Genomic DNA, 15,513 nt, shown 5'->3' with positions numbered 1-15,513 from the left:
GGCTACGGAGACTGGATCGGCGAATGCGGAAATTTATTCCCGCTGAACGAGGTTATCGCGAATCCGTGATGATCATCGATGCGCCTTTTTCCGCGATCATCGCGGTCGGCGTGTTGGTATTGCCCGACGTAATTGTTGGCATTACCGAGGCATCGACGACGCGCAGCCCGGCGATCCCGAAAAAGCGCAACCGTTCGTCCACTACGGCGGTCGGATCCGAGGCCGTGCCCATCTTCGCAGTCCCGACAGGATGGAAGATGGTGGTGCCGATATCGCCGGCAGCCTTGGCCAGGGACGCTGCGTCGTCGCCCACCGATGGCCCCGGCAGATATTCTTCGGGATGATAGGCGGCGAGCGCCTTTTGCTTCATCAGCTTGCGCGTCACGCGGATCGCATCGGCAGCGACCTGACGGTCGTCGTCCGTCGAGAGATAGTGCGGAGCAATTGCCGGTGCGTCATCGGGCTTTGCCGAGCGTAGTTTGATCTCGCCGCGCGATGTTGGTTGCAGATTGCAGGCAGCAATGGTGATAGCCGGAAACCGATGCAACGGATCGCCGAACTTGTCGAGCGAGAGCGGCTGCACGTGAAACTGGATATTGGCGCGTTCGCGATGAGCGTCGGAGCGCGTGAAGATGCCAAGCTGCGATGGTGCCATGGTGAGCGGCCCTCGGCGACGGAGCGCGTAGTCGATGCCCATCCAGCCGCGGCGGAACAGATTGTAGTAGGTCTCGTTCAGCGTACGCACGCCGGAGACCTTGTAGATCGCACGCTGCTGCAGGTGGTCCTGTAGGTTGCGACCGACGCCCTGACGGTCGAGCGTGATATCGACGCCAGCGGCTGACAGCCACTCCGGGGGTCCGATGCCGGAGCGCTGCAACAGATGTGGTGAGCCGACGGCGCCAGCACACAGGATGACTTCGCCTTTGGCACGTGCCTCCATCTGCTGGCCGTTCTGGGTAAAGCGCACGCCGACGGCGCGGCCATTTTCGACGATCAGGCGGTCGACCATCACTTTGGTTTCGAGCCGCAGGTTGGGGCGGTTCAGTGCAGGCTTGAGAAAGCCCCGGGCCGACGACCAGCGGCGACCGCGCTTCTGGTTAACGTGAAAATAGCCGATGCCTTCATTATCGCCGGTGTTGAAATCGGCGGTCTTGCGAATGCCCATTTCGGCCGCAGCATCGCCGACGGCGTCGAGTACTTTCCAGGACAGCCGCGGCTCTTCGATGCGCCAGCCGCCACCCGCGCCGTGATGTTCGCTGGCACCCAGGAAATGATCTTCCAATTTCTTGAAAGCCGGGAGCACATCGTCATAGCCCCAGCCATTGAGGCCGAGCTGTCGCCAGTGATCGTAGTCGGCCGCCTGGCCGCGCATCGAGATCATCGCATTGATCGCGGAGGAGCCACCGATCACCTTGCCGCGTGGATAGGCCAGCGCGCGGCCATTGAGACCGGGCTCCGGCTCGGTGCGGAACATCCAGTCGGAGCGGGGATTGCCGATGGCGAAGAGGTAGCCGACGGGAATGTGAAACCAGATCCAGTTGTCGTTGCCGCCGGCCTCCAGGACGAGGACGCGCTTGCCCGGATCTGCCGACAGGCGGTTCGCGACGATGCAACCGGCGGTACCCGCACCAATCACGATATAATCGAAATCACCCTCGAGCCGTGTAGTCATCGTTTCCCCGCCGCATTCCGTTCCACGGTCTCACCTGCCGTGTCGAAAGGGATTAGCGAGGCCACGGGCGTCTGTACAGCGCGCTGTGGGACCGGTGGGGTGGGCCGTTGGCACGCGACATGCTAGACAAGGACATCGCCGTCCCACTGCATCGAGATCCTGACCCATGCCCATCATCAATCGTGTCGCCGATCTGCAACCGGAAATCATGGCCTGGCGCCGTGATCTGCATGCCCATCCCGAGCTGATGTATGACGTGCACCGGACCGCGGGCTTCGTGGCGGAGCGGTTGAAGGAGTTCGGGTGCGACGAAGTTGTGACGGGCCTGGGACGAACCGGTGTCGTTGGCGTCATCAAGGGCCGCAAGCCGGCTTCCGGCGAGCACAAGGTGATTGGGCTGCGTGCCGACATGGACGCGTTGCCGATCGAGGAAGAGACCAATCTGCCTTACGCCTCGAAGACTGCTGGCAAGATGCATGCCTGCGGTCATGACGGTCACACGTCCATGCTGCTGGGCGCGGCACAGTATCTCGCTGAAACACGTAATTTCGCCGGCGATGCCGTGGTCATCTTTCAGCCGGCGGAAGAGGGCGGTGCGGGTGCTGCGGCGATGATCAAGGACGGTCTGATGGACCGTTTCAAGATTGACCAGGTCTATGGCATGCACAACAATCCCGGCATGCCGATAGGCTCCTTTGCGCTGCGCCCGGGTCCGATCATGGCGGCGATGGACCGCATCTCGATCCAGATCGAGGGTAAGGGCGGCCATGCTGCCTACCCGCACAAGACCATCGATTCCGTGTTGGTCGGCTCGCAGCTCGTGATGGCGCTGCAGACGATCGTCTCGCGTACCGTCAATCCCCTGGAATCCGCGGTGCTGTCGATCTGCGAATTCCATGCAGGGCATGCGAGCAACGTCATCCCGGCGACCGCTGAGCTGCGCGGCACCGTGCGAACGTTAAACTCCGAAGTGCGCGATCTCATGGAGAAGCGCATGAACGAGGTCGTCAACGGCGTCGCGCTGCAGACCGGCGCGAAGATCATGCTCGACTATGACCGCGGTTATCCCGTCGTGGTCAACCATCGCGCCGAGACTGACATGGCTGTGCGCGTCGCCAGCGAAATCTCCGGTGCCGAGAAGGTCAATATCGACATGCCGCCGGTGATGGGCGCCGAAGACTTTGCCTACATGCTGGAAGCGCGCCCCGGCGCCTTCATTTTCTGCGGTAACGGCGACAGCGCCGGGCTGCATCACCCCGCCTACAACTTCAATGACGATGCGATCGTCTATGGCACGTCCTATTGGGTGAAGCTGGTCGAGGCCACCCTGGCGGCCTGACCGACGCCATAAAAAGCCACCCGCGATTTCTCGCGGGTGGCTTTTTATCGTCACTCCGCAGCCTGCGCGTAGTCTTCCATCGGCGGACACGAGCACACTAGATTTCGGTCGCCATAGACGTTGTCGACACGGCCCACGGGGCACCAATACTTGTCGGTGCGCGAGGTGCCGGCCGGGAAACAGCCTTCGGCGCGGGTGTAAGCGCGCTTCCAGTCGTCGTCTGCGATGTCATGCACCGTATGCGGCGCGTGGCGCAGCGGCGAGGCTTCGACGGTCCAGCGGCCGCTCTCGATATCCACGATCTCCTTGCGGATCGCGATCATCGCCTCACAGAACCGATCGAGTTCGAGTTTCGATTCCGATTCCGTCGGCTCGATCATCAGCGTCCCCACCACAGGAAAGCTCATGGTCGGCGCGTGGAAACCGTAGTCGATCAGGCGCTTGGCGATGTCGTCGACGGTGACACCAGCTGATGTCTTGAATGCGCGCGGATCGATGATGCATTCATGCGCCACGCGTCCCTTCTCGTTACGATATAGCACCGGGAAATGCGGATGCAGTCGCGTGGCGACGTAGTTCGCGTTGAGGATCGCGAGTTCGGTGGCCGAGGTGAGGCCTGCGCCGCCCATCATCAGGATGTAGATGTAGGAGATCGTCAGGATCGAAGCCGAACCGTAGGGGGCGGCCGACACCGGGCCGACCGGCACATCGCCGTTGGCCGAGGGATGACCGGGCAGATAGGGTGCCAGATGCGCCTTGACGCCGATCGGGCCCATGCCGGGGCCGCCGCCGCCATGCGGAATGCAGAAGGTCTTGTGCAGGTTGAGATGGCTGACATCCGCACCGTAGTCACCGGGGCGCGACAGGCCGACCTGCGCATTCATGTTAGCGCCGTCGAGATAGACCTGACCGCCATTGGCGTGAACGATCTCGCAGATCTCGCGGATATGCTCCTCGAACACGCCATGGGTCGAGGGATAGGTGATCATGATCGCCGCGAGATTGGCAGCGTGTTTCTCCGCTTTGACGCGCAGGTCGTTGACGTCGACGTCACCGCGCTTGTCGCACGCGACGACAACTACATCCATATTGACCATGCTGGCCGAGGCCGGATTGGTGCCGTGCGCCGATGACGGGATCAGGCAGATATTGCGATGGCTGTCGCCGCGTGCCGCGTGATAGGCGCGGATCGCGAGCAAGCCGGCATATTCGCCCTGCGCGCCGGAATTCGGCTGCAGCGACACAGCGTCATAACCGGTGATGTCGCACAGCCACTTTTCCAGTGTCGTGAAAAGCTGGTGATAGCCGCCGGCCTGTTCGCGAGGCACGAATGGATGCAGCGAGCCCCAGGCGGGCCAGGTCAACGGCATCATCTCGGTCGTCGCGTTCAGCTTCATGGTGCAGGAGCCGAGCGGGATCATCGCGCGGTCGAGCGCCAGGTCGCGGTCCGAGAGCTTCCGCATGTAACGGAGGAGTTCGGTCTCGGAGCGATGGCTGTGGAAGACGGGATGCGTGAGGAAGGCAGAACTGCGCTTCAGCGAGGCGGGCAGGGCGTCGCTGACCCCATGCTCGACGTCTGAATAGCCAAGCTTGCCGCCGAAGGCGCGCCAGATGGCTTCGACGGTTTCCGGCGTCGTGGTCTCATCAAGCGCGATGCCGATCGTGCTATCACCGATGCGGAGATTGATCTTTTCGGACTGGGCTGCAGCAATGATGCCGTCGCGCTTGTCACCGACTGTCACGGTAAGCGTGTCGAAGAATGCTTCGCTTTGTGGGGCAAAGCCGAGCTTCTTCAGACCGGCGGCCAGCACCAGTGTGCGACGATGGACCATGCGGGCGATGTGCTTGAGGCCTTCTGGGCCGTGATAGACCGCATACATCGACGCGATGACGGCAAGCAGCACCTGCGCGGTGCAGATATTCGACGTCGCCTTTTCGCGGCGGATGTGTTGCTCGCGGGTCTGCAGCGCCAGACGATAGGCGGGCTCGCCGCGGGAATCGATGGAGAGGCCGACGAGGCGGCCCGGGATCGAGCGCTTGATCGCGTCGCGCACCGACATGTAGCCGGCATGCGGACCTCCATAGCCCATCGGCACGCCGAAGCGCTGCGCCGAGCCGATCGCGATGTCTGCGCCGAGTTCGCCCGGCGAGGCCAGCAGCGTCAGCGCCAACAGATCAGCGGCGACGACGGCGAGCGCCCCCTTCGCTTTGAGCGCCGCAATGGCCGGCTTGAAGTCGCGCACGGTGCCGGTCGTGCCGGGATATTGCAGGATCGCGCCGAACACATCGGCTTTGTCGAGATCGGTCAGCGGATTGCCGATCTGAAGCTTCCAGCCGAGCGGCTCGGCACGGGTGCGCAGTACCGCCAGCGTCTGCGGATGAACTTCATGATCGACGAAAAAGGTCTTGGTCTGAACGTTCGAGGCGCGCTCGGCCAGCGCCATGGCTTCGGCGGCGGCAGTGGCTTCATCGAGGAGCGATGCATTGGCGACGTCGAGACCGGTAAGGTCACAGATCATGGTCTGGAAATTGAACAGTGCCTCGAGCCGGCCCTGACTGATCTCCGGCTGATACGGCGTATAGGCCGTGTACCAGGCCGGGTTCTCCAGGATGTTGCGCTGGATCACCGTCGGCAGAACTGTGCCGGAATAGCCTTGGCCGATCAGCGATGTGAACACCGCGTTCTTGGCCGCCATCTCGGTCATATGCGCCAGCGCCTCGGTTTCGCTGAGCGCGCGGCCGAGATCGAGCGGCGTCTTCTGACGAATTGAGGCAGGGAGCGTCTCGCCCATCAGTGCGGACAGGCTTTTCGCACCGACCGTTTCAAGCATCACACGAATATCGGCTTGCGAAGGGCCAATATGGCGGCGGACGAAATCGGTGGCGACGTCGCCGGAAGCTTTGTTCAGGATCATCTGTTGTTCCTCGAGCGAATTTCAGAAGCTCGTCATGGCCGGGCTTGTCCCGGCCATCCACGTCTTCGCTTGCGGCCAAGACGTGGATGCCCGGCATTTGCCGGGCATGACGACTACGCGGTGTGGGCTTTGTAGGCGTCGGCATCCATCAGGCCATCAAGCTCGCTCTTGTCGGCGAGTTTGAGCTTGAAGAACCACGCCTTGCCGTCGGCGTCGGAATTCACCAGCGCGGGCTCGGCTGCGAGCGCGTCATTGATCTCCACGACTTCGCCGGTGATCGGCGCATAGACGTCGGAAGCGGCCTTGACCGATTCGACCACGGCGGCGGCTTCGGCTTTCTTCAGCGCGCGGCCTACTTTGGGCAGTTCGACGAACACGACATCGCCGAGCTGCGACTGTGCGTAATCGGTGATACCGACGGTGACGATGTCGCCGGTGATATCAAGCCATTCGTGGTCTTCGGTGTACAGGATGGTCATGGGGCAGTTCCTCAACGCTTGTAGCTGTGGGGGACAAAGGGCATGGGTGAAACTTTCATCGGCATCCGCTGGCCGCGAAGCTCGGCATAGACGGTGGTGCCGTCGGCTGCCTGCGCGCTGGGCAGATAGCCCATTGCAATTGGCGCGCCGAGACTGGGGCCGAAGCCGCCCGAGGTGACGCTGCCGATCGATTCGGTGGAGGTCGCGTCCGCAAATAGCAGCACGCCTTCGCGCACGGGCGCGCGGCCTTCCGGCAGCAGACCGATGCGCTTGCGCGGAGCGCCGCCATCGAGCTGCGCCAGGATCTTGTCGCTGCCGAGGAAGCCGCCCGCGCGGGCGCCGCCGGTGCGACGGCTCTTCTGGATCGACCAGTTCAACCCGCCTTCGATAGGCGTGGTTGTGGTGTCGATGTCATGGCCGTGGAGGCACAGCCCGGCTTCGAGACGCAGGCTGTCGCGGGCGCCGAGGCCAATCGGGAGCACGTCGGCATGGTCGAGCAGGGTCGTGGTGAGGGCTTCGGCCTGATCGGCGGGGATCGAGATCTCGTAGCCGTCTTCACCCGTATAGCCGGAGCGTGAGACGAAGCAGGCGACGCCGTTAACGCTGTGTGGGCCGGCATCCATAAACTTCATCGCCGGCGCTTCCGGGCAGAACTTTGCCAGCACGTCCGCCGCCTTCGGACCCTGCAAGGCGATCAGCGCACGGTCGGGTAGGGTCTCGATGATGCAGGCGTCGGAGAGATGCGCGCGGAGGTGCGCCTCGTCTTCCTCCTTGCAGGCAGCGTTGACGACCAGAAACAGGTGATCGCCGAAATTCGCCACCATCAGGTCGTCGAGAATGCCGCCGGATTCATTGGTGAACTGGGCATAGCGCTGGCGGCCGGGAGCGAGCGCCAGAATGTCCATCGGCACGAGTTTCTCGAGTGCCAAAGAGGCGTCTTCGAGCTTGCCGGACTTCGCTCGCAAGGTGAGCTGACCCATATGGGAGACATCGAACAGTCCGGCGGCCGTGCGGGTGTGGAGGTGCTCCTTCAGCACGCCGGTCGAGTATTGCACCGGCATGTCATAACCGGCGAAGGGCACCATCTTGCCGCTACGGGCGACGTGGAGGGCGTGCAGCGGCGTTTGTTTCAAAATTGAGGGTTTATCGGTCGCTAGCATGGTGACGGGTCCTCGCGGGTTCCCCGGGACCATTCCCGGAGTGCCTGTACGAGCCCCATCTGTCGCTGTGCCTGAGAGTATTATCCCGTCGGCGGACGCCATCGGCCCATTCGGGCCCAAAGGCATCTCTTTCCAGATGCTAACCTGTCACGCGGTCCTTTTGCCTGAGAGTTTCCGGGGCGGTTGCTCCTTCGGCGCCGGCCCAAACAGGGGCCAGTCTCTCCCGACGTGACGTCATTCAACGCCGGCACAAGAGCATGCGTTCCCTGAATCTGTCAACGCGGTTGCAGCACCTATCAACGGCCCTGTGCTGTTGCGGCAAGCCCCTGATCCCCTTGCACAGTTTCTGGACAGCCCTAGTCCCGCCGGTCTAAAAGCAACCGGTTGTGGCATTGGCCGACGGCAGGGCCGTGGGCGATTTTTAGGCGCCAAGTCTTCGACGTAACAAGTCTTGGGCGCAATGGGACTGATATGAGCGGCGTTAACGAGATCAGGTCGGCATTTCTGAATTACTTCGCGGCGAATGGTCACGACATCGTGTCGTCGTCGCCGCTGGTGCCGCGCAACGACCCCACGCTGATGTTCACCAATGCCGGCATGGTGCAGTTCAAGAACGTCTTTACCGGTATCGAGAAGCGGCCCTATCAGCGCGCCACGACCTCGCAGAAATGCGTCCGGGCCGGCGGCAAGCACAACGACCTCGACAATGTCGGTTATACCGCGCGCCATCACACCTTCTTCGAGATGCTCGGCAACTTCTCGTTCGGCGACTATTTCAAGGAACGCGCGATCGAGCTCGCCTGGAACCTGATCACCAAGGAATATGGCCTTGCGAAGGATCGCCTGCTGGTCACCGTCTATTCCGAGGACGATGAAGCCTTCGCTCTGTGGAAGAAGATCGGCCTGCCGGATTCCAAGATCATCCGCATCCCGACCTCGGACAATTTCTGGCAGATGGGCGACACCGGTCCATGCGGGCCGTGTTCGGAAATCTTCTTCGACCATGGCGACAGGATTCCCGGCGGCCCTCCCGGCTCGCCCGATGAAGACGGCGACCGCTTCATCGAGATATGGAATCTCGTTTTCATGCAGTTCGACCAGATTGCGCCGGGCAGCCGCGTCTCGCTGCCGAAGCCGTCGATCGATACCGGCATGGGCCTTGAGCGCATTGCTGCGGTGCTGCAGGGCAAGCATGACAATTACGACATCGACCTGTTCGTCGCGTTGATCCGCGCCATCGCCGATCTCACCGGCGCCGATCCGCAGGGGCCGATGAAGGCCTCGCTCCGCGTCATCGCCGACCATCTGCGCGCCTCATCGTTCCTGATCGCCGACGGTGTGCTGCCATCGAATGAAGGCCGCGGCTATGTGCTGCGCCGGATCATGCGCCGCGCCATGCGTCACGGCCAGTTGCTGGGCGCCAAGGAGCCGCTGATGTGGCGCCTGGTATGGGCGCTGGTGCGCGAAATGGGGCAGGCCTATCCGGAGCTGGTGCGCGCCGAGAGCCTGATCGAGGAGACGCTGCGCCTCGAAGAGACGCGCTTCCGCAAGACACTGGACCGCGGCCTCGGCATTCTCGACGAGAAGAGCGCATCGCTGAAGAAAGGCGACATGTTCGACGGCGAAACCGCGTTCACGCTGTACGATACCTATGGCTTCCCTCTCGACCTCACACAGGACGCACTGCGTAACCGCGGCATCTCTGTTGATATCGCGTCCTTCACCGATGCGATGGAACAGCAGAAGGCCAAGGCCCGCGCGTCGCGCTTCTCCTCCGGCGAAACCGCGACCGAGGCGATCTGGTTTGAGCTGCGCGAAAAGCTCGGGGCTACGGAATTCCTCGGCTACGAGACCGAGAGCGCCGAAGGCGCGGTCACTGCGCTCGTGAAGGACGGCAAGGAGGTCGACAGCCTCAAGGCCGGCGATACTGGCGCGATCATCCTCAACCAGACGCCGTTCTATGCGGAATCTGGCGGTCAGGTCGGCGATACCGGTGTGATCACGGGCGAGGGTGTAACCTTCCGCGTCACCGAAACACAAAAGCGCGCCGGGGATCTGTTTGCGCATATCGGTAAGGTCGAACAGGGCGCGCTGAAAGTTGGCGCGGCGCTGGCGCTCGACGTCGATCACACCCGTCGCTCGTCGATCCGTGCCAATCATTCGGCGACGCATCTGCTGCATGAAGCGCTGCGTCAGGTGCTCGGCGACCATATCGCTCAGCGCGGTTCACTGGTGGCGCCAGATCGCCTGCGTTTCGACTTCGTGCATCAGAAGCCGATCACAGCGGATGAGCTCCGCCGCGTCGAGGACATCGCCAACAATGTCGTCCTGGAAAACGATGCCGTCACCACGCGCCTGATGGCGGTGGACGATGCCCGCGAGGCCGGCGCCCGCGCGCTGTTCGGCGAGAAATACGGCGACGAAGTCCGCGTTGTGTCGATGGGCCAGATGCCGCGCGACTCGGGCAGTAACGCACTCGGCTGGTCGGTCGAACTCTGTGGCGGCACCCATGTAAAGCGCACCGGCGATATCGGCATGATCTCGGTCACAGCCGAGAGTGCCGTGTCATCCGGCGTGCGCCGCATCGAGGCGCTGACCGGCAATCATGCGCGGCATCATGCCAACGAGACGATCGCGCTCGCGAAGACCGCGGCGAACGAGTTGCGCACCACGCTCGACGACATGCCGGCGCGCATCGCCGCGCTGATGGATGAGCGCAAGAAGCTGGAACGCGAGCTTTCGGAAGCGAAAAAGACCATCGCCATGAGCGGCGGCGCGGCGACTGGTGCGTCGGCGACGACTGGTGGCGGTGCGGACGTGAAGACCGTCGGCGACGTCAAGCTGATGGCCAAGAGCGTGTCGGGCATCGAGATGAAGGATCTCAAGAGCCTGGCTGACGCCGGCAAGAAGCAGCTCGGCTCCGGCGTGGTCGCGATCATCAATGTCGGCGAAGACGGCAAAGCCGGCGTTGTGGTTGGCGTCACCGAAGATCTGACCAAGCGCTTCAGCGCCGTCGATCTGGTGAAGCTCGCCTCCGAAGCCCTCGGTGGCAAGGGCGGCGGCGGACGTCCTGATATGGCACAGGCCGGTGGTCCGGACGGCGCCAAGGCTGACGATGCGCTGAAGGCGATCGAAGCGGCGATTGCGAAATAGGTTCGTCATTCCGGGGCGCGCGCTCAGCGAAGCTGAGAATGCGAACCTGGAATCTCGATATGAGCTTCCCAATTGCAAGATTCCGGATTCGCTCGCAGCTGACGCTGCGTGCGCCCCGGAATGACAGCGAGACAATCGCAACCCCTCCTCGCGATGACGTGACCGGTTGACGCTGCGACCATGAGTAGCCTCTGACGAGGCTGGTATCCCACGCGTCCATGCGGCAAAAAGCGACATGGAGCACAACACCCCCCTGATTTCGACAGTCGTCGTCGGCCTCGTGCTGGCTTTCATTCTCGGTCTGGTTGCGCAGCGCATTCGCGTTTCACCGTTGGTTGGATATCTTCTCGCTGGCGTGCTGATGGGGCCGTTTACGCCCGGCTATGTGGCGGACCAGAATATCGCCAATGAACTAGCGGAAATCGGCATCATCCTGCTGATGTTCGGCGTCGGCCTGCATTTCTCGCTGAAGGATCTGCTCTCGGTCAAGAATATCGCGATCCCCGGCGCGATCGTGCAGATCGCCGTGGCAACGCTGCTTGGTATCGGCCTTGGCGAGGCACTCGGCTGGTCATTCGGTGGCGGCCTTGTGTTCGGCCTCGCGCTCTCAGTCGCATCGACAGTGGTGCTGCTCCGTGCGCTGCAGGAGCGCCGTCTGCTCGACAGCGAACGTGGCCGCATCGCGATCGGCTGGCTGATCGTCGAGGATCTTGCGATGGTGCTGACGCTGGTGCTGCTGCCGGCGATCGCGGGCCTGCTGAAGGGCGAGGGCAATGGTGCCAGCATGTCGTCGCTGGCCATGCCCGTGCTGATCACCCTCGGCAAGGTCACGGGCTTCGTCATCTTCATGCTTGTCGTCGGCCGCCGCGTCATCCCGATGCTGCTCCATTACGTGGCGCATACCGGCTCGCGTGAATTGTTCCGTCTCGCGGTGTTCGCGATTTCGCTCGGCGTGGCGTTCGGCGCAGCATTGATGTTCGACGTGTCATTCGCACTCGGTGCCTTCTTCGCCGGCATGATCCTCAGCGAATCCGAACTCAGCCAGCGCGCCGCCAACGAGACGCTGCCGTTGCGCGACGCGTTTGCGGTGCTGTTCTTCGTTTCGGTCGGCATGCTGGTCGATCCGGCGATCATCCTGCGCGAGCCGCTGCCGCTGCTCGCCACAGTGTTCATCATCCTGTTCGGCAAGTCGGCGGCGGCCTTCGGCATCGTTAGGCTGTTCGGCTATCCGGCATCCACCGCGCTGACGATCTCCGCATCGCTGGCGCAGATCGGCGAATTCTCCTTCATTCTCGTCAGCCTCGGGGTCGGTCTCGGCCTGTTGCCCGATCGTGGCCGTGATCTCGTGCTGGCCGGCGCGATCATCTCGATCATGCTCAACCCGCTGTTCTTCGCGCTGCTAGACCGTTTGCTGGCCGACAAGGACGCGAAAGCCGCGGCGGCGAGTGAAGTCGTTGCTGTGGACAGCAAGGAAAAAGCGGTTCCGCGCGTGCCGTTGCCGGAGACCGAGCTCAAGGATCACGTCGTGCTGGTTGGCCATGGCCGTGTCGGCAGCGTGGTCAGCAGAGCGTTGCGCCAGAACGACACGCCGCTGCTGGTGATCGAGGACACGCCCGGCGTGGTCGAGCGCCTGCAGAGTCTCGGCGTCGAGGTGATCACCGGCAATGCCGCAGCGCCGGATATGCTGCAGGCCGCGAATGTAATGGGAGCGAAGGGCTTGCTGGTTGCGATCCCCGACGCATTCGAAGGCGGCCAGATTGTTGCCAAGGCCCGCGCGCTCAGCCCCACGCTTCCGATCATTGCACGTGCGCATTCCGAGGAAGAGGTCGCGCACCTCAAGCATCACGGCGCCAACGTCGTGATCATGGGCGAGCAGGAAATCGCCAAGGCAATGCTGCTGCAGATTGGCGCGACTGGCGCCATCTGATCGCGCCGTCGCTGTCGGTCATCACACCGACCGCGTCATGCCGCCATCGACGCGGATGTTCTGGCCGGTGATGTAGCCAGCGCCGTCCGAGGCGAGAAAGGCGACCGTGGCGGCAATTTCCTCGCTCTTGCCATAGCGCTGCATCGGCACGCTCTGGCGGCGTTCCTCGGTGGCGGGCAGGCTGTCGATCCAGCCCGGCAGCACGTTGTTCATCCGCACATTGTCGGCGGCGAAATTGTCTGCAAACAGCTTTGTGTAAGCGGCGAGCCCGGCGCGGAACACGGCCGATGTCGGAAACATTGGCGATGGCTCAAATGCCCAGGCGGTGGAGATATTGATGATGGCGCCAGACTTCTGTTTCTGCATGATCGGCGCCACCAGCCGCGTCGGACGGATCACATTCATCAGATAGACATCCATGCCGGTATGCCACTGCTCATCGGTGATATCGAGCAGCGGCGCGCGCGGGCCATGGCCGGCACTGTTCACCAGCGCATCGATCCGGCCCCATTTCTCTAGGGTGCCATCGACAAGCCGCTTCAGATCGTCATTCGACTGGTTGGAGCCGGTCACGCCGGTGCCGCCGAGTTCTTGCGCCAACGCTTCACCTTTTCCGGATGACGACAGGATCGCGACCTTGAATCCGTCAGCTGCCAGGCGTCGCGCCGATGCCGCGCCCATGCCGCTTCCACCGGCGGTGATGATGGCGACTTTGTCGGATGACATGAGGCGGTCTCCCTGAATGTTTTTCTGATCATACTGCTCTAGCGGCAAATCGTTCGGCGCAGAAACGCAAAACCGAGCGCCTGGCTCTGGGCCTGCTTGGTGTTGTCCACTGCTCCAGAGTGCCCGCCCGCCACAGTCTCGTTGAACCAGACGGGATAGCCAAGCTCTTCGAGCTTCGCCGCCATCTTGCGGGCGTGGCCGGGATGAACGCGGTCGTCGGTGCGGTTGGTGGTGATGAAGATCGGCGGATAGGTTTTGCCGGGCGCGATCAGGTGATAGGGCGAGAACTTCCGGATAAAGGCCCATTCGTCGGCGATTTCCGGATCGCCATATTCTGCAATCCAGCTCTGACCCGCGAGCAGTTTGGTATAACGCGCCATGTCGAGCAGGGGCACGCTGCACCAGACCGCGCCGAACAGTTCCGGATAGCGCGTCAGCATGTTGCCGACGAGCAGACCGCCATTGCTGCCGCCATGGCAGGCGAGCTTCTGCGGCGTTGTTACGCCAGACGCCGCGAGATCGCGCGCCACCGCAGCGAAGTCGTCATGCGCCACATGCTTTGTCGCCTTGCGCGAGGCGAGATGCCAGCCTGGTCCGAACTCGCCGCCGCCACGGATGTTGGCGAGCGCATAGAGGTTGCCCTGTTCGAGCCAGAGCTTGCCGGTGACGCCCATATAGGACGGCGTCAGCGAGACCTCGAAGCCGCCATAGCCATAGAGGATCGTCGGCCGTGGCGCGTCCGATGCTTGGAGGTTCTTGCCGATCAGGAAATAGGGAATCCTCGTACCGTCGGCAGCAACCGCGTGGCACTGCTTCACTTGGATGCCAGTTGCGTCGAATGAGCGTGGCGAGGATTTCAGCGGTTCGAGATCGCCAGCACCGTGCCATAGCGCGGTGGTGGTCGGCCTGTCGAAGCCGGTGACGGTCAGCAGCATGTCCTTGCCGAGATCGGGATCGTCCTCACCACCGAAGGCCGCGGCGCCGATCGAGGCGTTGTCCGGCAGACCGGGGACGGGAGTCTCGATCCAGCCGTCGCCGGTGCGCTTCGCCAGCATGATGCGCGCGCGGACATTGTCGAGGATCTGCAGCACCACGCCGTGGCGTGTCTCCAGCCAGGATTCCAGCGCGCGGGTCGGGGTCGGCGTGAAGATGATCTCGAAGTCGCGCGCGCCAGAGATGAAGCGATCGAGGTTGATCCCAGCCAGCGCGCCGGCCGGGATGACCATGCCGCTCACGGTCCAGTCCTGCTTCGGGCTGACGAGCAGATCGTCGGCATCGCCGGAGATCGATACTTCTTCCGGGAGGTCGAGTCGTATGCGCTGTCCGGCATGGAGACCATGCTTCTGCTCGACGAAAATATGCGAGCGGGTGAAGTCCAGCGCGCGCCAATACATCACGCGCTCATGGGTCGGCCGGCGGTCGACGCCGAACCAGGCAGCGACGTCCTGCTTCTCGACTTCGAACACGCTTTCGGCCGATGCCAGCGGCGTGCCGCGCTTCCATCGGCGAACGACGCGCGCATAGCCGGCCTCTGTCGTATCATGAGGATTCTGCGCACTGCCAAACAACAGCGTATCCTGATCGAGCCAGCTCGCCTGCGTCTTGGCCTTCGGGATGAAAAAGCCACCCTCGACGAAGCTCTTGCCCGGAATATCGAACTCGCGAACCTCGATGGCATCGGTGCCATTGAACGACAGGCTGATCAGCGCGCGGGTCTTGTCCGGTGAACGCGCAGCGCCCGCGAAGGCCCAGGAAATCCCCTCGGCCTTGTTCAGCGCATCGATGTCGAGCAGCACATCCCATTCGGGCGTGTCCGTCTTGTAGCTTTCGAGCGTGGTTCGCCGCCACAATCCGCGCGGGTGATTGGCGTCCTTCCAGAAATTATAGAGGTGATCGCCCGACTTGCCGACGAAGGGAATGCGGTCGTCGGCATTGAGGATCGTCAGCACAGCGTCGTAATCGGCGCGATAGGTGTCGTCGCAGAGAAAGTCGTCGGTGCGTTTGTTCTGCACCTCGACCCAGGCCACGGCCTCTGCGCCTTCGATCTCTTCGAGCCAGAGATAGGAATCGTCATGGCCGTCGGCGGGATTTGGCGCAGTCATCAGGTTACCTCGAAAAAGGGTCGTCTCCAAAAAGAAAGTC

General features: G+C 62.8%; 9 protein-coding genes and 1 riboswitch. Of the genes, 3 read left to right on the top strand and 6 right to left on the bottom strand.

From position 1 onward, the window contains the following. Positions 1-52: 52 nt before the first annotated feature. A complete protein-coding gene (locus tag AB8A27_RS16180) occupies positions 53-1,672 on the bottom strand; it encodes a GMC family oxidoreductase (RefSeq protein WP_441242769.1) in 1,620 nt (539 codons plus the stop codon). Positions 1,673-1,838: 166 nt separating this feature from the next. Between AB8A27_RS16180 and AB8A27_RS16175 the strand changes: the two genes are divergently transcribed. Next, the gene (locus AB8A27_RS16175) at positions 1,839-3,011 is read left to right on the top strand and encodes a M20 aminoacylase family protein (RefSeq protein ID WP_441242768.1); all 1,173 of its coding nucleotides are present in this window, start codon (positions 1,839-1,841) and stop codon (positions 3,009-3,011) included. Between the two features lie 50 nt (positions 3,012-3,061). Here the strand turns inward: AB8A27_RS16175 and gcvP are convergent, their stop codons facing one another. The 3 genes from gcvP to gcvT all read right to left on the bottom strand — a co-directional run bounded on the left by gcvP (position 3,062) and on the right by gcvT (position 7,565). Beyond that, positions 3,062-5,926, bottom strand: coding sequence for an aminomethyl-transferring glycine dehydrogenase (gene gcvP, locus AB8A27_RS16170; protein WP_441242767.1), 2,865 nt, complete (start codon positions 5,924-5,926; stop codon positions 3,062-3,064). Positions 5,927-6,039: 113 nt separating this feature from the next. After that, complete coding sequence (gene gcvH / locus AB8A27_RS16165) at positions 6,040-6,405, bottom strand: glycine cleavage system protein GcvH (RefSeq protein ID WP_441242766.1); 366 nt, start codon at positions 6,403-6,405, stop codon at positions 6,040-6,042. A gap of 11 nt (positions 6,406-6,416) precedes the next feature. Next, positions 6,417-7,565 (bottom strand): glycine cleavage system aminomethyltransferase GcvT, encoded by a 1,149-nt coding sequence (gene gcvT, locus AB8A27_RS16160; protein WP_441242765.1) that lies wholly within the window; start codon positions 7,563-7,565, stop codon positions 6,417-6,419. A 142-nt stretch (positions 7,566-7,707) separates the two neighbouring features. Beyond that, positions 7,708-7,802: riboswitch (glycine riboswitch) on the bottom strand. A 234-nt stretch (positions 7,803-8,036) separates the two neighbouring features. Between gcvT and alaS the strand changes: the two genes are divergently transcribed. Both alaS and ybaL read left to right on the top strand, forming a co-directional pair. Next, the gene (gene alaS / locus AB8A27_RS16155; protein ID WP_441242764.1) at positions 8,037-10,718 is read left to right on the top strand and encodes an alanine--tRNA ligase; all 2,682 of its coding nucleotides are present in this window, start codon (positions 8,037-8,039) and stop codon (positions 10,716-10,718) included. 235 nt (positions 10,719-10,953) lie between these two features. Next, complete coding sequence (gene ybaL, locus AB8A27_RS16150) at positions 10,954-12,645, top strand: YbaL family putative K(+) efflux transporter (RefSeq protein ID WP_441242763.1); 1,692 nt, start codon at positions 10,954-10,956, stop codon at positions 12,643-12,645. A gap of 21 nt (positions 12,646-12,666) precedes the next feature. Here the strand turns inward: ybaL and AB8A27_RS16145 are convergent, their stop codons facing one another. Beyond that, the gene (locus AB8A27_RS16145) at positions 12,667-13,371 is read right to left on the bottom strand and encodes an SDR family oxidoreductase (RefSeq protein ID WP_441242762.1); all 705 of its coding nucleotides are present in this window, start codon (positions 13,369-13,371) and stop codon (positions 12,667-12,669) included. A 38-nt stretch (positions 13,372-13,409) separates the two neighbouring features. Next, positions 13,410-15,473: a prolyl oligopeptidase family serine peptidase gene (locus AB8A27_RS16140; RefSeq protein WP_441242761.1), complete on the bottom strand. Its 2,064-nt coding sequence runs from the start codon at positions 15,471-15,473 to the stop codon at positions 13,410-13,412. Between the last annotated feature and the right edge of the window lie 40 nt (positions 15,474-15,513).

The organism is Tardiphaga sp. 768_D3_N2_1, assembly GCF_052076105.1.
In the GTDB taxonomy this organism is placed as follows: Bacteria; Pseudomonadota; Alphaproteobacteria; order Rhizobiales; family Xanthobacteraceae; genus Tardiphaga.
The sequence above is the reverse complement of the archived record's forward strand: the minus strand, read 5'-3'. Positions and strand labels throughout refer to the sequence as shown.

Excerpts from the sequence above, each read along its gene's own strand:
- AB8A27_RS16180 (WP_441242769.1), bottom strand. The coding sequence starts at position 1,672 with ATGACTACACGGCTCGAGGGTGATTTCGATTATATCGTGATTGGTGCG.
- AB8A27_RS16175 (WP_441242768.1), top strand. The coding sequence starts at position 1,839 with ATGCCCATCATCAATCGTGTCGCCGATCTGCAACCGGAAATCATGGCC.
- ybaL (WP_441242763.1), top strand. The coding sequence starts at position 10,954 with ATGGAGCACAACACCCCCCTGATTTCGACAGTCGTCGTCGGCCTCGTG.
- gcvH (WP_441242766.1), bottom strand. The coding sequence starts at position 6,405 with ATGACCATCCTGTACACCGAAGACCACGAATGGCTTGATATCACCGGC.
- alaS (WP_441242764.1), top strand. The coding sequence starts at position 8,037 with ATGAGCGGCGTTAACGAGATCAGGTCGGCATTTCTGAATTACTTCGCG.
- gcvT (WP_441242765.1), bottom strand. The coding sequence starts at position 7,565 with ATGCTAGCGACCGATAAACCCTCAATTTTGAAACAAACGCCGCTGCAC.
- AB8A27_RS16140 (WP_441242761.1), bottom strand. The coding sequence starts at position 15,473 with ATGACTGCGCCAAATCCCGCCGACGGCCATGACGATTCCTATCTCTGG.
- gcvP (WP_441242767.1), bottom strand. The coding sequence starts at position 5,926 with ATGATCCTGAACAAAGCTTCCGGCGACGTCGCCACCGATTTCGTCCGC.
- AB8A27_RS16145 (WP_441242762.1), bottom strand. The coding sequence starts at position 13,371 with ATGTCATCCGACAAAGTCGCCATCATCACCGCCGGTGGAAGCGGCATG.